Source organism: Rhizobium cerradonense, assembly GCF_030182455.1.
GTDB lineage: Bacteria > Pseudomonadota > Alphaproteobacteria > Rhizobiales > Rhizobiaceae > Rhizobium.
In genome coordinates, this window is sequence record NZ_JAQJCK010000008.1 from 224,339 (window position 1) to 244,478 (window position 20,140).

15 protein-coding genes are annotated in these 20,140 nt (G+C 58.4%); 7 read left to right on the forward strand and 8 right to left on the reverse strand.

From position 1 onward, the window contains the following. The first annotated feature begins 276 nt into the window (after positions 1-276). Positions 277-1,707 carry an endo-1,3-1,4-beta-glycanase EglC gene (gene eglC / locus PH547_RS20395; protein ID WP_260304147.1) on the forward strand — a complete coding sequence of 477 codons (1,431 nt, stop codon included), beginning with the start codon at positions 277-279 and terminating at the stop codon, positions 1,705-1,707. Positions 1,708-1,791: 84 nt separating this feature from the next. Here the strand turns inward: eglC and PH547_RS20400 are convergent, their stop codons facing one another. After that, complete coding sequence (locus PH547_RS20400; RefSeq protein ID WP_285169263.1) at positions 1,792-3,102, reverse strand: HlyD family type I secretion periplasmic adaptor subunit; 1,311 nt, start codon at positions 3,100-3,102, stop codon at positions 1,792-1,794. Next, positions 3,099-4,844, reverse strand: a complete 1,746-nt coding sequence (locus PH547_RS20405) for a type I secretion system permease/ATPase (protein WP_285169264.1) — start codon at positions 4,842-4,844, stop codon at positions 3,099-3,101. Before PH547_RS20405 ends, PH547_RS20400 begins: the two co-directional genes overlap by 4 nt. Positions 4,845-5,395: 551 nt before the next feature. Between PH547_RS20405 and PH547_RS20410 the strand changes: the two genes are divergently transcribed. After that, positions 5,396-6,763 (forward strand): FAD-containing oxidoreductase, encoded by a 1,368-nt coding sequence (locus tag PH547_RS20410; protein WP_285169265.1) that lies wholly within the window; start codon positions 5,396-5,398, stop codon positions 6,761-6,763. A gap of 119 nt (positions 6,764-6,882) precedes the next feature. Here PH547_RS20410 and htpG read toward each other — a convergent pair whose 3' ends face one another. Beyond that, complete coding sequence (gene htpG, locus PH547_RS20415; RefSeq protein ID WP_260304151.1) at positions 6,883-8,772, reverse strand: molecular chaperone HtpG; 1,890 nt, start codon at positions 8,770-8,772, stop codon at positions 6,883-6,885. 151 nt (positions 8,773-8,923) lie between these two features. Further along, on the reverse strand, positions 8,924-9,370 hold the full coding sequence (locus PH547_RS20420) for a hypothetical protein (protein WP_285169266.1): 447 nt from the start codon (positions 9,368-9,370) through the stop codon (positions 8,924-8,926). Positions 9,371-9,587: 217 nt separating this feature from the next. Between PH547_RS20420 and PH547_RS20425 the strand changes: the two genes are divergently transcribed. Then, entirely contained in the window at positions 9,588-10,067 is a 480-nt protein-coding gene (locus PH547_RS20425) for an NUDIX hydrolase (RefSeq protein ID WP_285169267.1), read from the forward strand. Positions 10,068-10,179: 112 nt separating this feature from the next. On the opposite strand, the gene PH547_RS20430 is transcribed toward PH547_RS20425, so the two are convergent. After that, positions 10,180-10,680, reverse strand: a complete 501-nt coding sequence (locus PH547_RS20430; protein WP_104827185.1) for a histidine kinase — start codon at positions 10,678-10,680, stop codon at positions 10,180-10,182. A gap of 271 nt (positions 10,681-10,951) precedes the next feature. On the opposite strand from PH547_RS20430, the gene PH547_RS20435 reads away from it, so the two are divergent. Both PH547_RS20435 and PH547_RS20440 read left to right on the forward strand, forming a co-directional pair. Continuing rightward, positions 10,952-11,836, forward strand: a complete 885-nt coding sequence (locus PH547_RS20435; RefSeq protein ID WP_260304155.1) for a helix-turn-helix domain-containing protein — start codon at positions 10,952-10,954, stop codon at positions 11,834-11,836. Between the two features lie 197 nt (positions 11,837-12,033). Further along, on the forward strand, positions 12,034-14,193 hold the full coding sequence (locus PH547_RS20440; protein ID WP_483315558.1) for a TonB-dependent siderophore receptor: 2,160 nt from the start codon (positions 12,034-12,036) through the stop codon (positions 14,191-14,193). A gap of 106 nt (positions 14,194-14,299) precedes the next feature. Here the strand turns inward: PH547_RS20440 and PH547_RS20445 are convergent, their stop codons facing one another. Then, on the reverse strand, positions 14,300-15,070 hold the full coding sequence (locus PH547_RS20445; RefSeq protein ID WP_285169269.1) for an alpha/beta fold hydrolase: 771 nt from the start codon (positions 15,068-15,070) through the stop codon (positions 14,300-14,302). A gap of 288 nt (positions 15,071-15,358) precedes the next feature. Here PH547_RS20445 and PH547_RS20450 point away from each other — a divergent pair, with 288 nt between their 5' ends. Together PH547_RS20450 and PH547_RS20455 are read left to right on the forward strand one after the other, a co-directional pair. Next, positions 15,359-15,961 (forward strand): ANTAR domain-containing response regulator, encoded by a 603-nt coding sequence (locus PH547_RS20450; RefSeq protein WP_283051682.1) that lies wholly within the window; start codon positions 15,359-15,361, stop codon positions 15,959-15,961. Beyond that, the gene (locus tag PH547_RS20455) at positions 15,958-17,187 is read left to right on the forward strand and encodes a CmpA/NrtA family ABC transporter substrate-binding protein (RefSeq protein ID WP_260304158.1); all 1,230 of its coding nucleotides are present in this window, start codon (positions 15,958-15,960) and stop codon (positions 17,185-17,187) included. The genes PH547_RS20450 and PH547_RS20455 overlap by 4 nt, the downstream gene beginning before the upstream one ends. Positions 17,188-17,244: 57 nt before the next feature. Here PH547_RS20455 and PH547_RS20460 read toward each other — a convergent pair whose 3' ends face one another. Continuing rightward, positions 17,245-18,960 carry a GMC oxidoreductase gene (locus PH547_RS20460; protein WP_285169270.1) on the reverse strand — a complete coding sequence of 572 codons (1,716 nt, stop codon included), beginning with the start codon at positions 18,958-18,960 and terminating at the stop codon, positions 17,245-17,247. A gap of 177 nt (positions 18,961-19,137) precedes the next feature. Beyond that, positions 19,138-20,097, reverse strand: a complete 960-nt coding sequence (locus tag PH547_RS20465) for a glycoside hydrolase family 26 protein (RefSeq protein WP_283051686.1) — start codon at positions 20,095-20,097, stop codon at positions 19,138-19,140. Between the last annotated feature and the right edge of the window lie 43 nt (positions 20,098-20,140).

The window sequence follows — 20,140 nt, forward strand, 5'->3', positions numbered from 1 at the left end:
CCCATAGCGGCCGTAGACCAGTCACCAAGGAGAGCTTTCGCGCCTAAAAGCGGTCATGATCGCATTTGCTACCGAACTCCGTTCATTTGATGCTCAGGAACGAACAGCTTGTGATTGAGCAATGCGATCATTAGCCGGACAAACTTTATAAAAAGCTGAAATTAACGTCACAAGGGGCTGTGCTGCGCTGCGGAAAATGTTATCCCTCTAACGTAAGTACGGAGGAATATTGGCTCTGTTGGAGGAGACAGCCGAGCACAACGGAAGAGGTTTCCGATGCCCAATTCAGTTCTCAATGCATTAGGCCAACCGCTCTATTACAGCGGAACTTCGACAAGTTGGTTTTCCGCCACGGGCTCCGGTCCGACGCTTTACGGCACGGCTGGAAATGATTCGATCTGGGGTGACGCCTCCGTCAATGTCACGATGGTGGGCGGCACTGGAGATGATATCTACTATCTCTATTCCAGCATCAACCACGCGTCCGAGGCGCCCGGTGGCGGCGTAGATACCATCAATACGTGGATGGACTACACTCTGCCTGACAATTTCGAGAATCTCACGGTGACCGGCAATGGCCGCCATGCCTTCGGCAATAGCGCCGACAACATCATCACCGGCGGTACGGGCAGCCAGACCATCGATGGCGGTGCAGGCAATGACGTTCTGACCGGCGGAGGCGGCGCCGACACCTTTATCTTCACCAAGGGCAATGGCAGCGACCTCATCACTGACTTCAGCAGTGACGACAAGGTGCGCCTGAACCAATACGGGCTGACGTCCTTCGATCAGGTCGTCAGTCACCTCAGCCAGCACGGCGCCAATCTGCAACTCGATCTCGGCAACGGCGAGAGCCTGGTTTTTGCCAACAAGACTGCTGCCGACCTGAGCGCGGACCAGTTCCAGCTCGGACTCGACCGCTCCGCGCTCACGCAGACCTTCTCGGACGATTTCAACACGCTTTCGCTTCATCAGGGCACGCAAGGCACCTGGGATGCGAAATACTGGTGGGCGCCTGACAAAGGCAGCAGCATGACCGGCGAGTTGCAGTGGTATATCAATCCCTCTTATGGCCCGACCGCATCGGTCAACCCATTTTCCGTTTCCAACGGTGTATTAACGATTTCAGCCCAACCGACGCCCGATGCGCTGAAATCACTTCTGGACGGGCATAACTATACGTCCGGCATCCTGACCACCCATTCTACCTTCGCCCAGACCTATGGATATTTCGAGATGCGAGCCGAGATGCCGCATGATCAGGGCACATGGCCGGCTTTCTGGCTTCTGCCGGAAGACGGTTCCTGGCCGCCGGAACTCGATGTCGTGGAAATGCGCGGGCAGGACCCGAACACGGTCAACGCCACGGTTCACTCGAATGCAACGGGCCAGCACACGATACAATCCATTCCGGTGCAAGTTCCCAGCACCGATGGTTTCCACAATTACGGTGTGCTGTGGGATCAGGATCAAATCGTCTGGTATTTCGACGATGTGGCCATCGCGCACACCGCAACACCAGCCGATATGCACAGCCCGATGTATATGCTGGTGGACCAGGCCGTTGGCGGCACAGCCGGCACTCCGACGGCCAGCCTGACAGACTCGGAGATGAAAATCGATTACATCAAGGCCTATCAGCTAAACGACCATCTCACGCAGACGGCCGCGGCAGCGGCTGCCCATACTCCGGACTGGCATATCTGATAGGACTTTAAGCTCAGCGCAGTCGTTCATAACGGCTGCGCTTCTAATTGGCGCATTCGCTTATGCAACGCCTCAGAGGAACGCCTAGTCCTCTCTGAAGGCGCGCTTTATCTGATCGGTCATCGGCTTGGTCAGATAGGCCAAAACGCTTCTTCGCCCGGTCTGCATGAATGCTTCCACCGGCATGCCCGGAAGGGGCGTCAGCTTTCCCAATCGATCCCATTCTTCCTTCGGTACTTTTGCGCGAACGATGTAATAGCTAAGCCCCGAGTGCTGGTCGGTCGTCAAATCCGCCGAAATGGTTTCGACGTGCCCATTCAGTTCGGGTGTAATGCGCTGGTTGAAGGCGGAAAATCGCAACGCGACCACCTGGCCAACGGCAATCTGATCGATGTCCTGCGGCGCAAGCTTCAGTTCGGCGACCAGCGCATCCTTATCGGGAACGATCTGCATGATGGTTTCCTTCGGCCCGATCACGGCGCCGGCCGTATGGACACTCAACTGGTCGACAATGCCTGCCTGCGGCGCCCTTATGTCCACTCTTTTGAGATCGTCCTCGGCAGCAATCAGCCGTTCCGAAAACTGACCGGTATCGCTTTCGGCCTGCCGCAGCTGGTCGGAAACCTCGGAGCTGTGGTCATCATCGATCTGAATGATCTGAAGTTCGGTTTCGGTAATTTTGCCGTTGGTTTGGGCGATCGAGGAAACAAGGTTTCCAAGCTCTCCCGTCAGCCGAGCGCTGTCCCTTTGCAGCGAATAGACCTTGGCCGCCGGAACGATGCCTTGATCGAACAGCCGCTGAAGACTGTTTAACTCCTTGTTGACGAGCTCAATCTCGATCCGCTTTCCCTTCTCCTGCGCGACGAGACCATCCACTTCCTGTTTCAACTGCTGGATTCGCTCGCGGAGCTGAGACTTCTGGCCCTGTCGCGATGCCAACCGGTCGCTGAACAGTTGCCGCTCGCCGGCAAGCATGCTCGCCACGCCATCGTCGCCGGCGCTGGACAGTAGTTTTGCCGGAAAGCTGATCGCACTCTTATCGTCGCGCTCCGCGGCCAGACGCGCCGTTCTGGCGGAAAGCTCATTCAAACGCTTTCTGATGATGCCGAGATTGGCTCTGGTTTGCGTGTCGTCCAGGCGGACCAATATCTGGTCGGCATCGACACGATCGCCATTCTTCACGCGGATTTCGCCAACGATCCCGCCCTTGAGGTGCTGAACGCTCTTTACATAGCTGTCGACGACCAAGGTGCCGGGGGCGATGACCGCCCCCGAAATCTTCGTTGCTGCCGCAAGACCGCCCAGGACGCCAAAAAGGAGCAGAATTGTCGCGAGCACAAACATGGAAAGGCGGCGGATCGCGCGCTCGGTGGAAGGCAGACCTCTGTTTTTCATCCGCTCACATCCTCGCCGGCTATCATCAAACGCACCGGTCCCGGCCCCGAATGCCTCGCGGATGTGCCAAGAATCTCATCCTTGGGTCCGAATGCCTGTAACTGGCCGTTGGCAATGATCGCGACCTTATCCGCGGCGGCCAGAGCGCTCGGCCTATGAGCGACGACGATGACTATGCCGCCCCGCGCCCGGATGCCCAGCAAGGCCTTGGTCAAGGATGCCTCGCCTTCGGCATCCAGATTGGAGTTCGGCTCATCAAGAACCACCAGGAACGGGTCACCATAAACGGCTCGCGCCAAGGCGATACGCTGCCTCTGACCGGCGGAAAGTCGCGAGCCGCCCTCCCCGATGACGGTGTCGAAGCCATCCGGCAGCTTGACGATCATGTCGTAGACACCCGCCGCCTTCGCCGCCGCGATAATCGGTCCGGGCTGCATGTCATTCGCGAAGCGGGAAATATTTTCGGCTATCGAGCCGTCGAATAGACCGACATCCTGCGGCAGATATCCGATATGCCGTCCCAGATCGCCTTGCTCCCACTGCGACAAGGCTGCCTGATCGAACCTGATCGAGCCGATGACCACCGGCCACAATCCGGTGATCGCTCTGACGAGCGACGATTTTCCCGAGGCGCTGGGGCCGATCACGCCCAGCACCGTGCCCGCCGATATCTGGAATGAGACATTCCGGAGGATGAAATCGCGGCTGCCGGGGGAGGTAAGGCTTATATTTTCGACGCTGAGGTCCTTTTGCGGTGCCGGCAGGGCCATGGCCCGATGCTCGGTGGGGATCAGATCCAGCAGCTTGGCAAGGCGCGACCAGCTTTGGCGGGCCGCGACAAAACCCTTCCACTGTCCGATTGCAAGCTCCACCGGCGCAAGCGCGCGGGTGACCATGATCGAACTGGCGATGATGATGCCGCCTGTCGCCTCCTGTTTGATGACAAGGATCGCGCCGACGGCCAACACGGCGGATTGCAGCATCATCCGCCATATCTTCGCGATCGTGGTCAGCGTGCCGACGATATTACCGGCGGAGAGCTGATTTCCCAGATAGTCCTCGTTCATGGCCATCCATTTCTCGATCAGGCGGCCGCTGAAACCCATTGCGACCACCGCCTCCCAGTTTCGTCGCGCGGCTTGCGCAAAGCTGAGACGAGCCGCGGAAGACTTTGCAGCCTCTAAGGCTGGCTTTTGTGAAAGGATCTCCGCCAGCGCTGTCAGGACAATGAGCAGGATGGCGCCGCATAGGGCGGTTAAGCCGATCCAGAAATGAAACAGAAAACACAGGATGAGATAAAAGGGCATCCAGGGCAGATCGAACAATGCCGTCGACCCGCCGCCGGACAAGAACGATCGGACCTGCTCCAAATCGCGGACGGACTGCAGCCCATCATCGGGCGCCTGCATTTTTGTCGGCAGAAGAATGAGCGAGCCAAAAACCTTCCGATTCAGCCGTTGATCGAGAGAGACGCCAACGCGCGCAAGCAGCATCGAGCGCAGCAATTCCAGGGCTCCCTGGAATATGAAGAGGGTCGCGGCGATGATCGCGAGGCCCGTGAGCGTTGGAAGGCTGCGGCCCGGAATGACCCGATCATAAACCTGCAACATGAAAAAGGAGCCGGTCAGCGCCAGCATGTTGATCGCAGCGCTTGCAATGGCAATGCTGAAAAACGCCTTTCGAAGGGAAGACAGCATCAGCAGGATGAATTTCTGTGGCGGTTCTTTCGGGACAGCGGGCACGTTGCTTAGATCCTTAACTTATCGTCGCACGCGGCAGAGATGCCCCTGAAGCTTCTCAACGCTGTTCTCTTGCCGGGTGTCCGAAGCTTGGAATGCGCGCGACGAACCGGGCAGCATTCCGATGAGAACGACGGCACTTACGCCGTCGCGATTAAGCCTACAGTCTAGAAATCGACTGCTTCAAACCAAAGCTTCGACCATCCTTCGCATTTTACGAAGTCCAAATTCGCCTCGCTTTCAAGCTCGGTAAATCCCATCCTAGCGTTTCGCACTATGTCTCCTTTCGACACATGGTTCCCTTGCGTCAGGTATGCGGTCAGACATGGCCTAGCGGCGCTCGTCGTCAAGGCTGCAGAGCGCTTGAGCGGAGATCATGATGCGGACATTGCGTTGATTTGCCGCAGACAGGAGCCTCTTCGAAATCCATTGCTGTCGCTCCCTCAGGTTTTCGACCTCCGTCTGCTCAAGTCTGTTAAACTGGAATGGACTGGGCGTCGGCATTCAGTTCGACCGGGCATGAAAATCAGACATCAACTGCGGGAGGGACAAGCATGAAGACCTTCGACGCGATTATCGTCGGTGCCGGGCAAGCAGGGCCATCCCTGGCCGGACGTCTTGCGGCTGCCGGCATGACGGTGGCTCTGATCGAGCGGAAATTCGTTGGCGGGACCTGCGTCAATGCCGGCTGCATGCCGACCAAAACTCTGGTTGCCAGCGCTCGGACCGCCCAAGTGATACGGCGAAGCGCGGACTACGGCATCCGCACGGATGGCGGGCTACTGACGGATATGGCGACCGTCGAGAAGCGCGCGGCTACCGTCACAAACAACGCCAGAAATTCGCTCACGAACTGGCTCACGTCAACGGACGGAATTTCCTTGATACGGGGACACGCCCGCTTCGAGAGCGCAAAGACCGTCCGCGTCGGGGACGAAACACTGACCGCGCCGCGCATCTTTCTCAACGTCGGCGCAAGGCCGGCCATTCCTCCGCTGCCTGGCCTTTCAGACGTGGAGTACCTGACCAGTACCTCCATCATCCATCTCACGGCTCTGCCACGCCATCTCGCCATCATCGGCGGCGGCTACATTGGCCTCGAATTCGCACAGATGTACCGGCGCTTCGGCGCGGACGTCAGCATCATCGAACGCGGCCCGCGATTGGCCCCGCGGGAGGATGACGATATCTGCCAGGCGATCGGTGATGTTCTTCGCGCCGAAGGCATATCGATCCATACGAATGCGCAGGATATGAAACTATCGAAGAGCGGCCAAAACATCCGCATCTCGACGGCGAACGACAATCCGGATGTCGAAGCAAGCCATCTCCTCATCGCCACGGGACGCCAGCCGAATACCGACGATCTTGGCCTCGCGGAGGCCGGTGTGGCCCTGGACAGCAAGGGCTATATCGTCGTCGACGATCATCTCTCCACCAATGTCGACGGCATATGGGCGCTTGGCGACTGCAACGGCCGCGGCGCCTTCACGCACACCTCGTACAATGACTTCGAAATCGTCGCGGCCAATCTCCTGGACGGTGAAGACCGGAAGGTGAGCGAACGCATCCTGGCCCATGCGCTCTATATCGACCCGCCACTCGGACGCGTCGGCATGACAGAGCGGGAAGCGCGAGCGACCGGGCGGGCGATCACGGTGTCGACCATGCCGATGAGCCGAGTGGGCCGCGCCATCGAAAAGGGGGAGACACAAGGCCTAATGAAGGTCGTCGCCGACGTGGAAACCGGACAGATCCTGGGCGCCGCAATCCTCGGCGTCGAAGGCGACGAGGCAATCCACGGCTTCATAGCCGCGATGCATGCGCGCACGCCCTATCCGGTTCTCAAATGGGCCGTGCCGATCCATCCCACGGTGTCCGAACTCATTCCGACGCTTCTTGGCGGGCTGAAATCGGCTTAGCCGGTACGAACTCAATTCGTAGCGGCTGGGAAACGACCCATCCGCTGCGAAACATTGGAAGGCAAAAATCCTCCATCCTCTCCAACAGCGAACATGCCGCAGAGAGGCTGAACGTCCGCCTACTGCAGCGCTTTTTCCATGAGCCGCGCCAGCCGCTCGGCGAAGGCACGGGGATCGGCCGGTTTGTCGCCGTCCAAAACGCGTGCTTGATCGAGCAGCAGGAATGCCGCGTCGTCGCGCAGGGATGGTTGATCGCTTCTGGCGGCGATGGCCTTCACGACCGGATGATCCCCATTGATCTCCAGGATCGGCTTTGCGCCGGCCTGCAGACGGCCGGCGCCCTGCAGAATTTTTTCGAGCTGGCGATCGTAGCCCTGTTCAGGAGCGACCAGGCAGACGGCACTTTCGATCAAGCGGTCCGACGCACGCACGTCCGACACTTGGTCGGCGAGCTTCTCCTTCGCAAAATCGATGAATGCCTGAACCTCAACCGGTGCCGTCTCACTTGCCGGCGCGCCCTGCTCGACCTTGCTGAATTGCGCCAGATCGGCGGACCCCTGCGTGATCGACTTGAAGGTCTTACCCTCGAATTCCGGAGCATTGGTGACCCAGAAGCTGTCGACGGAATCCGTCAGCAGCAGAACCTCGATGCCGCGGGCGCGAAAACCCTCGAGCTGCGGCGATGCCTTCAACTGCTCCAGGCTGTCGCCGACCAGATAATAAATCGCCTGCTGGCCATCCTTCAGGTCTTTGACGTAATCGGCAAGCGAGCGATACCCCTCGCCGGACGCGGTCGTGCGAAAGCGGGACAGCGCCATCAGTTGGGTGCGCCGCTCGAAGTCTTCATAAATGCCTTCCTTGATCAGGCTTCCGAACGCTTCCCACAGCTTGAGGAACGCATCACTGTCATTTTCGGACAGCTTTTCGATGGCCGTTATGATCCTGTTGGCAACGCCTTTGCGGATCGAGGCTAGGATTGCGCTTTCCTGGATCATTTCGCGCGACACATTCAGCGGCAGGTCGGCGGTATCGACAAGGCCGCGCACGAAGCGGAGATAACGGGGCAGCAATTCCGCCTCGTCGGTAATGAAAACCCGCTTCACATAAAGCTTCATGCGGCCCTTCCGATCGGGGTCGAAGAGATCGAACGGCTGCGAGTTGGGCACGAAGGCGAGTGCGGAATATTCGTGGCGGCCTTCGGCACGGAAATGCACCGTGAGCGCCGGTTCGTCATATTGGCCGGAAATCCCGCGATAGAAGTCCGTGTACTCTTCGCTGGTAATCTCGTTCTTCGATTTGGTCCAGAGTGCGGTGCCGTCGGTGAGCTGCGTTGCTTCAGAACCGGGCTTCTCCGCGATCCTGATCGGAACCGGCACATGGCCCGACTGCTCCTTGACAATCCGCTCGATGGTCCAGCGGGATGTATAGCTCTTGGCGTCGTCCATCAGATGCAGGGTAATGCGCGTGCCGCGCGACGGCGCCTCGCTAATATCGATCGGGCTGACGCTATAGCCGCCCTTGCCGTCGGAAGACCAGAGCCAGGCATTGTCCGCGCCCGCACGGCGCGATACGACATCGACGCGATCGGCGACCATGAAGCAGGAATAGAAGCCGACGCCGAACTGTCCGATGAGTTGCGCGCCCTCGCCCTGCTTGTTTGCCTCGATGCGCTCCATGAACGCCCGCGTTCCGGAGCGAGCGATCGTTCCGAGCGCTTCGATCATCTCGTCGCGGCTCATGCCGATGCCGTTATCCTCGACGACTACCCTGCCGCCCTCCTCATCGAGCGTCAATACGATGCGGCTGTCGGGATCGCTGGCCACCAGTGCCGGCGTGGCGATGGCCTCATATCGAAGCTTTTCGCAGGCATCGGCCGCATTCGAAATCAGTTCCCGTAAGAAAACATCCTTATCCGAATAAACCGAGTGAACCATCATGTGCAGAAGGCGGGCAACGTCGGCCTCAAAGACGTGGCTCTCGGCGGAATTTTCTGCGGTGGTCGTCGTCATGGTGCGTCTGGTCTCCTGAGAATGTTAAAAGTCGCGCCGAAGAGGTGGCGGAAGACGCGCAAAAATTCAAGAGCCGTCATCCGCGCCACCTGGCGAACCAACCGCCGATTTCGGCCGCGATTCGCCTGCTTGGCGGTTCTCTTCCTGCATCTCAGTGAAGTGTTGGCTGGATGGACCCTGTGATAGGAAATTGCCTGATGAAGGGATCTTTTCGGCCATAAACGAAATAGGTCAGCAACCTCTCGTAAATCTCTGCATTCTCTCGCGGATTACAGTGCCACATCGCTTGTTCCAGCACGTCGCCGATCGCTGCCGGTCGCTGACTTCTTGCCGAAATCGAAGAGAAAAATTGTTTGGCGATCGTGTGGAACAGGTTGAGTTGCGAATTGTTTTTCAGCTTGCCGGTCTCGTCCAGATCCTCGAAATAACCCTGGACCATATCGAGACGATGCGCCTCTCCCTGAATGTAGGCTATCATCACCTGCGCAATGACAACACGTTCATTCGCCCAGTGCGGAAATACTGCGCTTTCTTCCGGCAAGGCACCGCTGACGACATAGATGGTCCGCATATCCGGTCCGAGGACAATCGTCTTCATCTCGTAGCTGTCGACGATCTGGTGTGCCATTTTCATCGATCTACCTAGTTATCTGCGGTAACCTATAGCCGCCGTCTGACAGCGACCTGAATCACGGGCGGGCTGGTCCGACCGGCAAACAAGAGCTCTGGTAAGCTGCTTCGGCAACATGGCGATGAAGCTGTTGTAGCGTTCGGTAAAAGGACGGCTATGGCTCCAGTTGCGGGAACGATCGTCAATGAAGAGAAGCGCCGGCATCCTGATGTATAGAAGGACACAAAGCGACCTGCTGGTATTGCTCGTTCACCCCGGCGGTCCCTTCTGGAGCAAAAAGGACGAAGGCGCCTGGTCCATTCCAAAAGGCGAATATCCGGAGGACGAAGCAGCCGAAACGGCCGCCCGACGCGAATTCGCCGAGGAAATGGGCCGTCTCCCCGAAGGCAAGTTGCAGCCGCTGGGAGACCTGCGTCAGAAAGGCGGAAAACGCGTGACCGCTTTCGCCCTCGAAGGCGAATTCGACGTGGCCACCCCGAGCAGCAATCTGTTCGAAATCGAATGGCCACCTGGCAGCGGACGCCTTCAGTCGTTTCCCGAAGTCGATCGTGCCGAATGGTTCACTCTTTCCGATGCCCGCCGGAAGATCCTCGGCAGCCAACTACCGTTCCTGGAACGCCTGGAAGCGCTCAGCCTTCCGACGGCACAAGACTCCGCAGGCTGAAGGTGCGAGCACCTCATCGCAACCGCAACATCCGAGGCCGAACCAACATGAGCCGAAGAAGCAAAGGCAACGACATATGCAGTTGCCTTTGCCGTCATTTTCCTGAGACAGCTCAGTCGTTGAGCGGCTTCAGCGAATTCATGATGCCCTGCACCGCTTCGTCATGCTTGTCCTGAGTTTCCTTCGATCCCCAATAGGTGACGACCAGAAGCTTGTGCTCAGACGGCTGAAGCAGGCCGAGTTCGACATCGACCGGGCCGTCCTTGTCTTTGCCATCCCATTCGAGATGCGCCATCTTCATGCCGTTGAGCACGGAATCCGGAAATTCATGCTTGGACTTGGCGTCGATGTCGACACCGTTTTTCGACAGGAAATCAATGACGTCGTCGAGGGTCTTATCAATCGTCTTGTCGCTGGCGATATCGATCGAGAAATAGATCGCGGAGTCCGGAGACGTTGCGTCGACGCCGGTTTCCGTCTCTTTAGGGCCCCAGGTATGCGGAATCGAAACCTCGGCGATCGGCTCGTCGCTCGGGAACTGTATGGTTTCGGCGTGAGCAAGAAGCGGAAAAGCTGCTGCGAATGCCGCGGCGATGAGAAGCGTTTTTTTCACGGAGAGGTCCTGTCAGCGTCGGTTGTATGCTGTTTTGTCAGCGGCAAGCGTGAGACTCACGTTGCTAGGGCAAAACTATCGGCAAGCCATTACGAACACGAGACAAAGTTGGATCGCCCCAAGGCTCAAAATTGGGTTGTTTTCCGATAGCGAGTGTCCTCCTTCCCGCGGACCTTCGCCAACCAGCGCGCATTGCCATAGGAATTTCGCTGATATAATAACTTGAGTTTATGACGAAGGATTTTAGAGCAAGGTGGAGCTGGCAGCTCGGATGACGTTTCAGCCAAGGATGCAAAACAAGATCGGCGGTTTCTCCGTCATTGGTGGCGTTCATCGGCGCCGGTGGAACGGTATCGTTGCCGACGTCTGGAACGTCAATTGCGCTGCGCGCGCGGGCGGCTACTACATCGCCGAAGATCCACGGCTCTTCATCCTGCTCGATCAACGCGGCTCCGGCACGAGTGGCGTCCGGCTCTCGCCGCGCGTCCAAAACCGGCGGCAGGAGTTTGAGCGTGAAAGGATTTCCTACATTCCCGCGGGGATGGAGCTCTGGGCCGATCTCGACGGAATCGATTTCGTCCGCCATCTCGATATTCATTTCGATGCCGAGGTTATCGGCCAGCGGCTGACGCAGGATCTGGACCCGGCCCGTCTCGAGAGTCCGCGCCTGCATTTCTCCGATCCGCAGCTAATGGCAGTCGCCGAGTTGATTGCAGCCGAATGCGAGAATCCGGAGCCGCTGCATGATCTTTACGGCGATGGCCTGACGCTTTCGCTGCTGATCAATGTGTTGCAGCTTCGAGGATCACAGCCGCGCAGACGCAGCGAACTCGCCTCCTGGCAATTGCGCCGAGCGGTCGACTACATCGAGGAAAATTGCCTGCGGAATATCCGCCTGGAGGAGCTGGCGTCGCTGACCGGCCTGTCTCAATCGCATTTTAGCCACGCCTTCAAGGCATCGACCGGCCTGCCGCCGCACCAATGGCAGACCAAGGCACGGCTCGAACGGGCCAAGCAATTGCTGCTGAAGGGCGATACGCCGCTCACCAATGTCGCCGTCGAAACCGGCTTTGCCGACCAGGCGCATTTCACCCGCGTTTTCCGCAAGAATGTCGGCACGACCCCGGCAAGCTGGAAACGCAGCCAGATAGCCTAAAAGCCACACTCCGCGGGCAATTGCCGGCATTGTGGAGAATTGCCCAAAAACGTTCAATTTCCCGCATTCGAGACAAGCCGTCGCGTTTAATATGAGTTAATTGCTCATCTTATTGTGAAGGAAGACACCTGGCTTGGATGCCGGGTGCCGCGAAGTTGGGGCTGGCTACGGAAATGCAGGAATTGACTGGTGTATCGATGAAACGGGTTTTGGCAGCAGGTATTGCCGTTGCGGCATTGGCGCTTGGCACGCAGGCCGCCGCGCAGGAAAACCCGACGGAGCTGAAACCGCTGGTCGTCCAATCCGGTCAGGAAAACAGCGAAGCGAGCGGCACTGCCCCTGTCAAAGGCTATGTCGCCACCAAAACGACCACCGGCTCAAAAACCGATATGCCCATCACCGAGGTGCCGCAATCGGTCTCCGTTGTCGGCCGGCAGGAAATGAACGATCGTGGCGTCACCAACAAGGTCGATGAGGCGCTGCGTTACACGCCTGGCGTGACGACGCAGCCCTTCGGCAATGACGGCGATACAGACTGGTTTTATATCCGCGGCTTCGACGCCACTCAGACGGGCGTTTTCCTGAACGGGTTGACTCTCTACAGCTATGGGTTCGGCGGCTTCCAGATCGATCCCTTCATGCTTGAACGCGTCGAGGTGCTGAAGGGGCCGGCTTCGGTGATCTATGGCGGCGCCAACCCGGGCGGCATCGTCAACATGGTGCGCAAGGAGCCGACCGACGATCCCTATTATTATACCGAGATCGGCATCAACAATATCGGCAACGCCTTCCTGGGCTTCGACTTTTCCGACAAGCTCTCGGCCGATGGCGTGTATCGCTACCGCCTGACCGGCAAGATCGCGGGTGGCGATACCTATAGCGACTACACCCACGACAAGCGTGGCTTCATCATGCCGCAGCTCACCATTTCGCCCGATGAATCCACCAAGCTCACCGTCTATGGCATGGTCAGCGGCCTTGATGAGGTTCACAGCGGCAACGGCTTCTTTCCCTATGTCGGCACGGTGGTCGATGCACCCTTCGGCAAGATCGACCGCAAGGCTTTTTACGGCGAGCCGGATATCGACAACCTGAAATACGCCCAGCAGATGCTCGGTTACGAGGTCTCGCACGAATTCGATGGCGGTTGGGCCGTGTCGCAGAACGCACGCTACGGCCATCTCTACAAACGCGAGGAAGGCCCATATCTGAATGGTTACGAGAACGGCAATCCGCTCGATCCATCCTATGACGATCCGGACTTCCTGCTCGACCGCATCGGCTTCTACGAGCGGTCGAAGGTCGATACCTTCTCGGTCGATACCCGCGCACAGAACGAGTTCGATACCGGCGCGGTCAGTCATAACTTCATGATCGGCTCGGACTACTCGATCTATCGGCTGGATCAAATCCAAGCCTGCTGCGGCTCCAATCCGATCAGTGCCACCCACCCGGTCTACGGCACGCCACAAGGCGCCAATTTCGTCTATCTCGATCAGGTGCTGACGCAACAGCAGCTCGGCATCTACACCCAGGATCAGATGCGCTTCGGCGGCGGCTGGCTCGTCACGCTCAACGGCCGCTATGATTTTGTCGACACCAATTCCGATGCCATCGTCGGCACCACTTATAGTTCCAACGATAAGGCGGCGAGCGGCCGGGCGGGTCTCGCCTATGAATTCGCCAACGGCATCACGCCCTATATCAGCGCCGGCACCTTCTTCAATCCGAAAGTCGGCACCAGCGTCACCGGCGGCGGCCTGGTACCCGAAGAAGGCGCGCAATATGAAGCCGGCGTCAAATATGAGCCCGAATTCATCGATGGTCTGTTCACGGCGTCCATCTTCCAGATCGACCGCAAGAATATGGCGTTGACCGATCCGGTGACTTTCCTGCAGCGGCAGATCGGCGAAGTACGCTCCCGCGGCGTCGAATTCGAAGGCAAGGTCAACCTCGACGATAATTGGAAACTGCTCGGCTCCTATTCCTACACCGACCTCGAAATCACCAAGGACATCGATTCCTCCGTCATCGGCAATTCGCCCTATCTCGTGCCGAATTCCACGGCGTCGCTGTGGCTCGATTATTCTTTCACCAGCGATGCGCTTGACGGCCTCAGCATCGGAGCGGGCATGCGTTATCAAGGCAAGTCCTGGGCGGACGAGGCAAACACGCTGCGTGTGCCATCGGCGACACTTTTCGATTTAGGCATCCGCTACGAAAAGAAGGGCTGGGGCGCCTCGCTCAACGTCGCCAACCTGTTCGACAAGGAATACGTCTCGGGTTGCGCCGGCGAGAATGTCTGCGGCTATGGCGACGCTCGGACCATCACTTTCAAGCTCAGCAAGAAATGGTGACGTTGGATGTGCGACAGAGGGAAAGAGGATTGTCGAATAGCAATCCTCTTTCCTCGCTCTAAAGGCAAGGTGCCTTTTCCATTCGCATGTACGCGAACGATATCTCTCACTTTGAGGCAGCCTTCGCGGCCTCCTCGATCAGCTTTGCAACCTCATTCGGCTTCGACATAAACACGACATGGCTCGCCTTGACTTCATAGGTCTTGCTTCCGGCACGTTTCGCCATGCTGCGCTCGAGGTCCGGATTGATCGACCGGTCTTCGGTTGCAACAAGCGCGAAGCTCGGCTTCTTTTTCCAAGCCGGCTCACCCGCCTCAGCACCGAATACCTTCTGAGAGGCAAAGACCTGCGAGCGGGCGATAAAGTCGGCTTCAGCTTGCGGCAGATCGGCGGCGAATGCCTCGTGCACCGCCGCGGGATCCAAATAGAGGAAACCGTCCGCCGTTGCCCTGATGCTGTCCTTCCTCATGTTCTCGACAGGCTTGCTCTGAGCGAGCGTCGCCACGCTTTCCCCCTTGTCGGGCTCGAATGCCGCCACGTAGACGAGAGAAGCGACATTGTCGGCGTTTCCGGCATCGCTGATGACCATGCCGCCATAGCTGTGGCCGACCAAGACGCTCGGACCATCTTGCAAATCGAGGACACGTTTGGTCGCGGCAACATCGTCAGCAAGCGACGTGAGCGGCTCCTGCACGATCGTAACCTTGTAGCCGTCCTTCGCCAGGATATTGGACACGGCGCGCCAGCCGGAACCATCGGCAAAGGCGCCGTGAACGATGACGATGTTCTTCACTTCGGCAGCGGTGGCAATGGACCACGGCGCTGTTGTCGTTACCGCGAGAGCCACAGCCGCCCGGAACAGAATGTGCTTGATCATAAGGAAACCCCTTTGTCAGATAGATTGCGCGATATTGATTACGACGCAATCTATCTGCCGTGCCTCGCCGTATGTCCAGGCGCGTCTGCCGGGAACAGGCAGCCAATTTGTCCGCCAATGTGTACGGCGGGCTTCCTCATACATTGACTTACAAATTTCCCGGCAATGGACCTTATGGGCCCCCTTTGCCGTTGCGATTGCGGCAAACCGATCGTAAGGAAGCACGCGCAGCTCCGGCGTTGAACGGCGCTTCAACCTGTGAGCTTGGGCCGGAGGCGATATGAGACGATGAAATCCCATACCCTTGCCGTATTGGTCATTGACGAGAACCGCATTCGCGCATCGATCATCGAAGCGGGATTGCGCGAGGCCGGGTATGGGAACGTTACGATCGTCCATGACATCAACGGCATTGCCCGCAGGATCAGCGAGATCAATCCGGATGTGATCGTCATCGATCTGGAAAATCCCAATCGAGACATGCTCGAAAACATGTTCCAGCTCTCCCGCGCCGTGAAGCGGCCGATCGCCATGTTCGTCGACAGATCGGACGAAGCCTCGATCGAGGCGGCCGTCGATGCCGGCGTTTCCGCCTATATCGTCGACGGGTTGAAGCAGGAGCGCGTGCGGCCGATCCTGAAGATGGCCATCAGCCGCTTCAACGCCTTCGCGCGCCTCAACCGCGAACTGGAAGAGACCCGGGGCGAGCTGGAAAACCGCAAGGTGATCGACCGCGCCAAGGGCCTGCTGATGAAATCGCGGGGCATTTCGGAAGAGGAGGCCTATGCGCTGATGCGCAAGACGGCCATGAACCAGAACCGCAAGATCATCGACATCGCGCAAAGTCTGGTAACCGCGATCGGCCTGCTCGATCCAGGAGAAAATGCATGATGGAGAAACACCAGATTGTCGCCGGGTTCCTGCCCCTTCTCGACAGCGCCCTGCTCGTCATTGCCAAGGAAAAGGGTTTCGCCGAGGCCGAGGCGATCGATCTTCAGCTCGTGCGGGAGGTCTCCTGGGCCAATATTCGCGACCGGCTCGCGGTCAGCCGCTACAATGTGGCGCACATGCTCGCCCCGATGCCGATTGCCTGCAATCTCGGACTGACCCCATTGGCTCCCCGGATGATCGTGCCGATGGCGCTCGGTCTCGGCGGAAATGCCGTGACGGTATCGTCAGCGCTTTGGGACCAAATGGCTGCCGCCGGCGCGACGGATGACCTCGATGCCGGCCGCAACGGCAAGGCCCTGCATGAGGTCGTCCTTGCCCGCGCCGAACGTCCGTTGCGTTTCGCCGTCGTCCATCCCCATTCCGGGCACAATTACGAACTGCGCTATTGGCTCGCGGCATGCGATATAAATCCCGATCGCGACGTGGAGATCATCATCCTGCCGCCACCGGAGATGGCCGATGCGCTCGGTGCGGGCCAGATCGACGGATATTGCGTCGGCGAACCGTGGAATACGGCCGGTGTCCTTAGCGGCAAAGGCCATATGGCAACGGTCAAAGCTGCCATTTGGAAGTCCAGCCCGGAAAAGGTGCTCGGCGCCAATGCCGGCTGGGCGGACGATCACCCAGAGGCGATGGCCGCTCTCCTGCGAGCCTTGTACCGCTCGGCTGTCTGGTGCTCCGATCCGCAAAACCGGGAAAGCTTGGCGTCTTTCCTTTCCAAGCCCGCCTATATCGGCCGCCCCATCGATTGGCTGCTCCCTGCCCTTTCAGGCGATCTGCAGGTCGGGGGCGGGCGGATTACGAGCATCAAGGACTTCTTTGTTCCCCGTGCCAAGGCTGCCACCTTCCCGTGGAAAAGCCATGCGCTCTGGTTCTATACGCAAATGGTGCGCTGGGGACAGGTGGCTCACGACGAACACAACGAGACCATCGCCCGGAACACCTACAGGCCGGATATATACCGCTCGGCGCTGCAGGCGCTTGGTGTGCCCTTGCCAGGCGCCAGCGCCAAGGTCGAAGGCGCTCTTCGCGTGGAAACGCCGGTTGGCTCCACCGACGCCAGCCTGACGCTCGGTCCCGATGGCTTCTTCGATGGCGGCCTGTTCGATCCCGACAAGATCGATGCATATATCGATGCGCAGCGGCAGCCGAGGGCGGCTGGTTAACCCACTCCGACGATATGAGCGCCAAGCAACAACTTTCGGGCTAAGGAGGCCCGAGGCTCAAACCTTTGCCAGGTTCGAATTCAGATGATCGGCCAGCCTTATCGCAAAGGCCAGGATCATCAATGTGGGGTTTGCGTGGCCGCTGGTTGGGAACACGGATCCACCGGCAACATAAAGGTTGGATACGCCGTGGACCCTGCAATTCTCGTCGACGACGCCCGTCTTCGCGTCGGCCGACATGCGCGTCGTGCCAAGCGTATGCGCCATATCGATGATGACGATGTCTTCTGGCCGCCGCTCACGCGCCCAATCTTCCAGTATAGGAGCAGGCAGGCCGGCGCTCGTCAGCGCTTTGCGTGAGAGCTCGGCGATCCTGAGCAGCGTTTGACGTTCGGCATCGTTGATCCGCCAGGCGACTTTGGCCAATGGCACACCAAAACGGTCCTTCCGCGAACTGAGACTGATCCTGCTCTCCGGGTTCGGAATCTGTTCGGAGATCGCTTCGATCCTCAGACCGACCAGCTTATGGGGCACGCCCTGGTTCTGGAATTCATTGGCAACCAAATTCGGGGACATCCTGATTGCGCTGTTGACCACAATATCCTTGAGAGCCTTGGGCGTGCGACTGTCGGAAAGGACCCTCATTCCGAGTCCCTTGACGATAAGCCCGGAGCCTGCGGCAACCGAACGTAGATCGCGGCCGACATCTGGGCTGTGTCGGCGCAGCAGCCGCTTCAACGCATCCCATGGGTCGTCGGGCGCGCGCTCGGTGGCGAAATAGACAGCGGCGTTCAGCAGCTCCTCGCGCTCCTGTATTTCCGGGGTCAGCGCCAAGCCATGCATGAACATGTGCGCTCGGCCATGGTGATGAACACCGAAGAAGCCGAAGAGCTTGGTGAGCACGGCCATTTGATCGGTTGGGATTGCACCGATGCGAGCGCCCGGATGATCCATGAGATATCGCCCGACGACATCGTTGTGATTGCCAATTCCATTAAAATGCACGTCGTTGGATACGAGCAGCAGCCTGGCATTTTCAATCCCGCTCGCGGCCAGCACGCACATGCCGGCCTCGATGCGTGCGCGCTTGCCGTCCATGCTGGCGACCTCGAGGTCTGAAAAGCGTGATCCGTCCGGGCTCAGGCCGACATGCGTCACGGTCGCATCCAGAAGAACATCAATATTATCCAGCCGTTGCGCCATGAACTCACTGCCGAAGCGCATGACGTCGAGCCGGTCTACGCGCGAGCGGGCAAACTGCCAATAAAAGGAATGAAGTCCCTCCTGGTCAAAGCGGCCCGGTGGTTCCTGGGGGCTGAGATTCAGCACCTCCATTGCACGCAGGATATAAGGATCAATTTGCTCGCGATCGACCGGCCAGCCGGAATGGGGCACCCAGGAGCGAGCCTTGAAGTCAATGCCACTAAAAGGTGCAGATTTTCCCGCCCAGGCATGCGTCGATCCGCCCAGCGCGCGGCAGCGAACCCCAAAGGGCTGAACCTCCTGAGACCAGAACCTGGCCTGCGGGCTGTGAAATTCGATCCGCTTGCGGCATTGCGCTTCCGATTGGGGCTGGCCGACGCTCTCGACTTCGTTGAGTGCCGAATGCTCCGAGTTTTCGAGTTCAAGCCCGCTTTCGACGATGAGTACTTTTCTGCCCGCCTTCGCACATTGGGCTGCGATTGTAAGCCCCGTGGGGCCGCCGCCCACAATTACGAGGTCCGCTGTAATAATCGAATTGTCGTCATAGTTGGACAGTTGCTCGATTTTCATCAGGGTCGGCTTTCTTTACTGCAAACAGGTAATCCGACATCAAAACGATCAGACCCGCCTTCTGCGAAATTTCGATCGATACGCAAGAAAGTGAAGGCCCCGATGCCTATATATTATGATGCGTCGGGGCCTCGCGTGGAAGATCATCTTGCGCGCCGAGATTGAAAAACTTCACAATCAGAAGCTGGCCTCTTTGACCACCCGCCAATTAGGAAGACCATAGGGTTTTGGCCAAGGATAGAGTTCCTTGTCGTTGAAGTAGACAACGGCTGTCAGGTTCGGAAATTCCGGATATCGCTTGGCGGCGTTCGCAGCCCAGTTGCTGACATAGGTGGCGTCGCCTTCATAACCGAGCTCAGCGACGGCGACAGGCTTCTTGAAGCCCTGGACCAGCCTGTATTTGGGCGTGAGCAATTGGGCAAACGTCCGGTCTGCACCGAAATGATCCTTGTCATACTGCTGCAAGCCGAACACCGAAAGACCGATGACATCGACAACGTCATCGCCGGGATAGAACTTGACGAGGCTCGGCTCGCCTTTAGGCGACCACATATATTTCGCCGATTTATCGTGCTTGCGGCAGACATTCACCATTCGCCGATAGGCGGCTATGTAGCTGCTGGGTTGCCAATGGGACCAGATGAACTGGTTGTCGGTTTCGTCCATCTCCTGCGCCCAGCGAATGGTCACATCGCTCTTCAGCGTGGCTGCAGTGTCGCAGACAGCAGCCATGTTGCGATCATACTTGCCGGCCAGAATGCCCTGGAGCAGCTCTTCGGAAGTCGATCGCCGATCGACTGCCCAAGACCACGGTTCCACGGTAATCAACAGCTTCCGCCCCCGTTTCTGGGCGTAGTCATCGGCAAGCGAGAGCGTTGCCAGATCGACATCTTCCCAAGGAAGGAAAAGATGCTCGATCTTCGAGTTCGGGTCGTCCCTGAAATCACCGTGAGGGTCATAGGCACCGAAGGTTACCGAGTCCGGGCCGATCTTCGGCCGCTTATCGGTAATCTGTCTTGCATGGGTCCCTTCGCCGGCCGGGATTCCGCGGGGAATGCTTGCCGCAAAGATTGTTCCAGTCGTCGCCAAGGTTGCAAATAAGGCGACCATAGCTGCTTTGGTTTTCCTGTTGCTCATTGGGTTTTCCTCCTGTCAACATCAGCAACTCTGCCTGCTATTC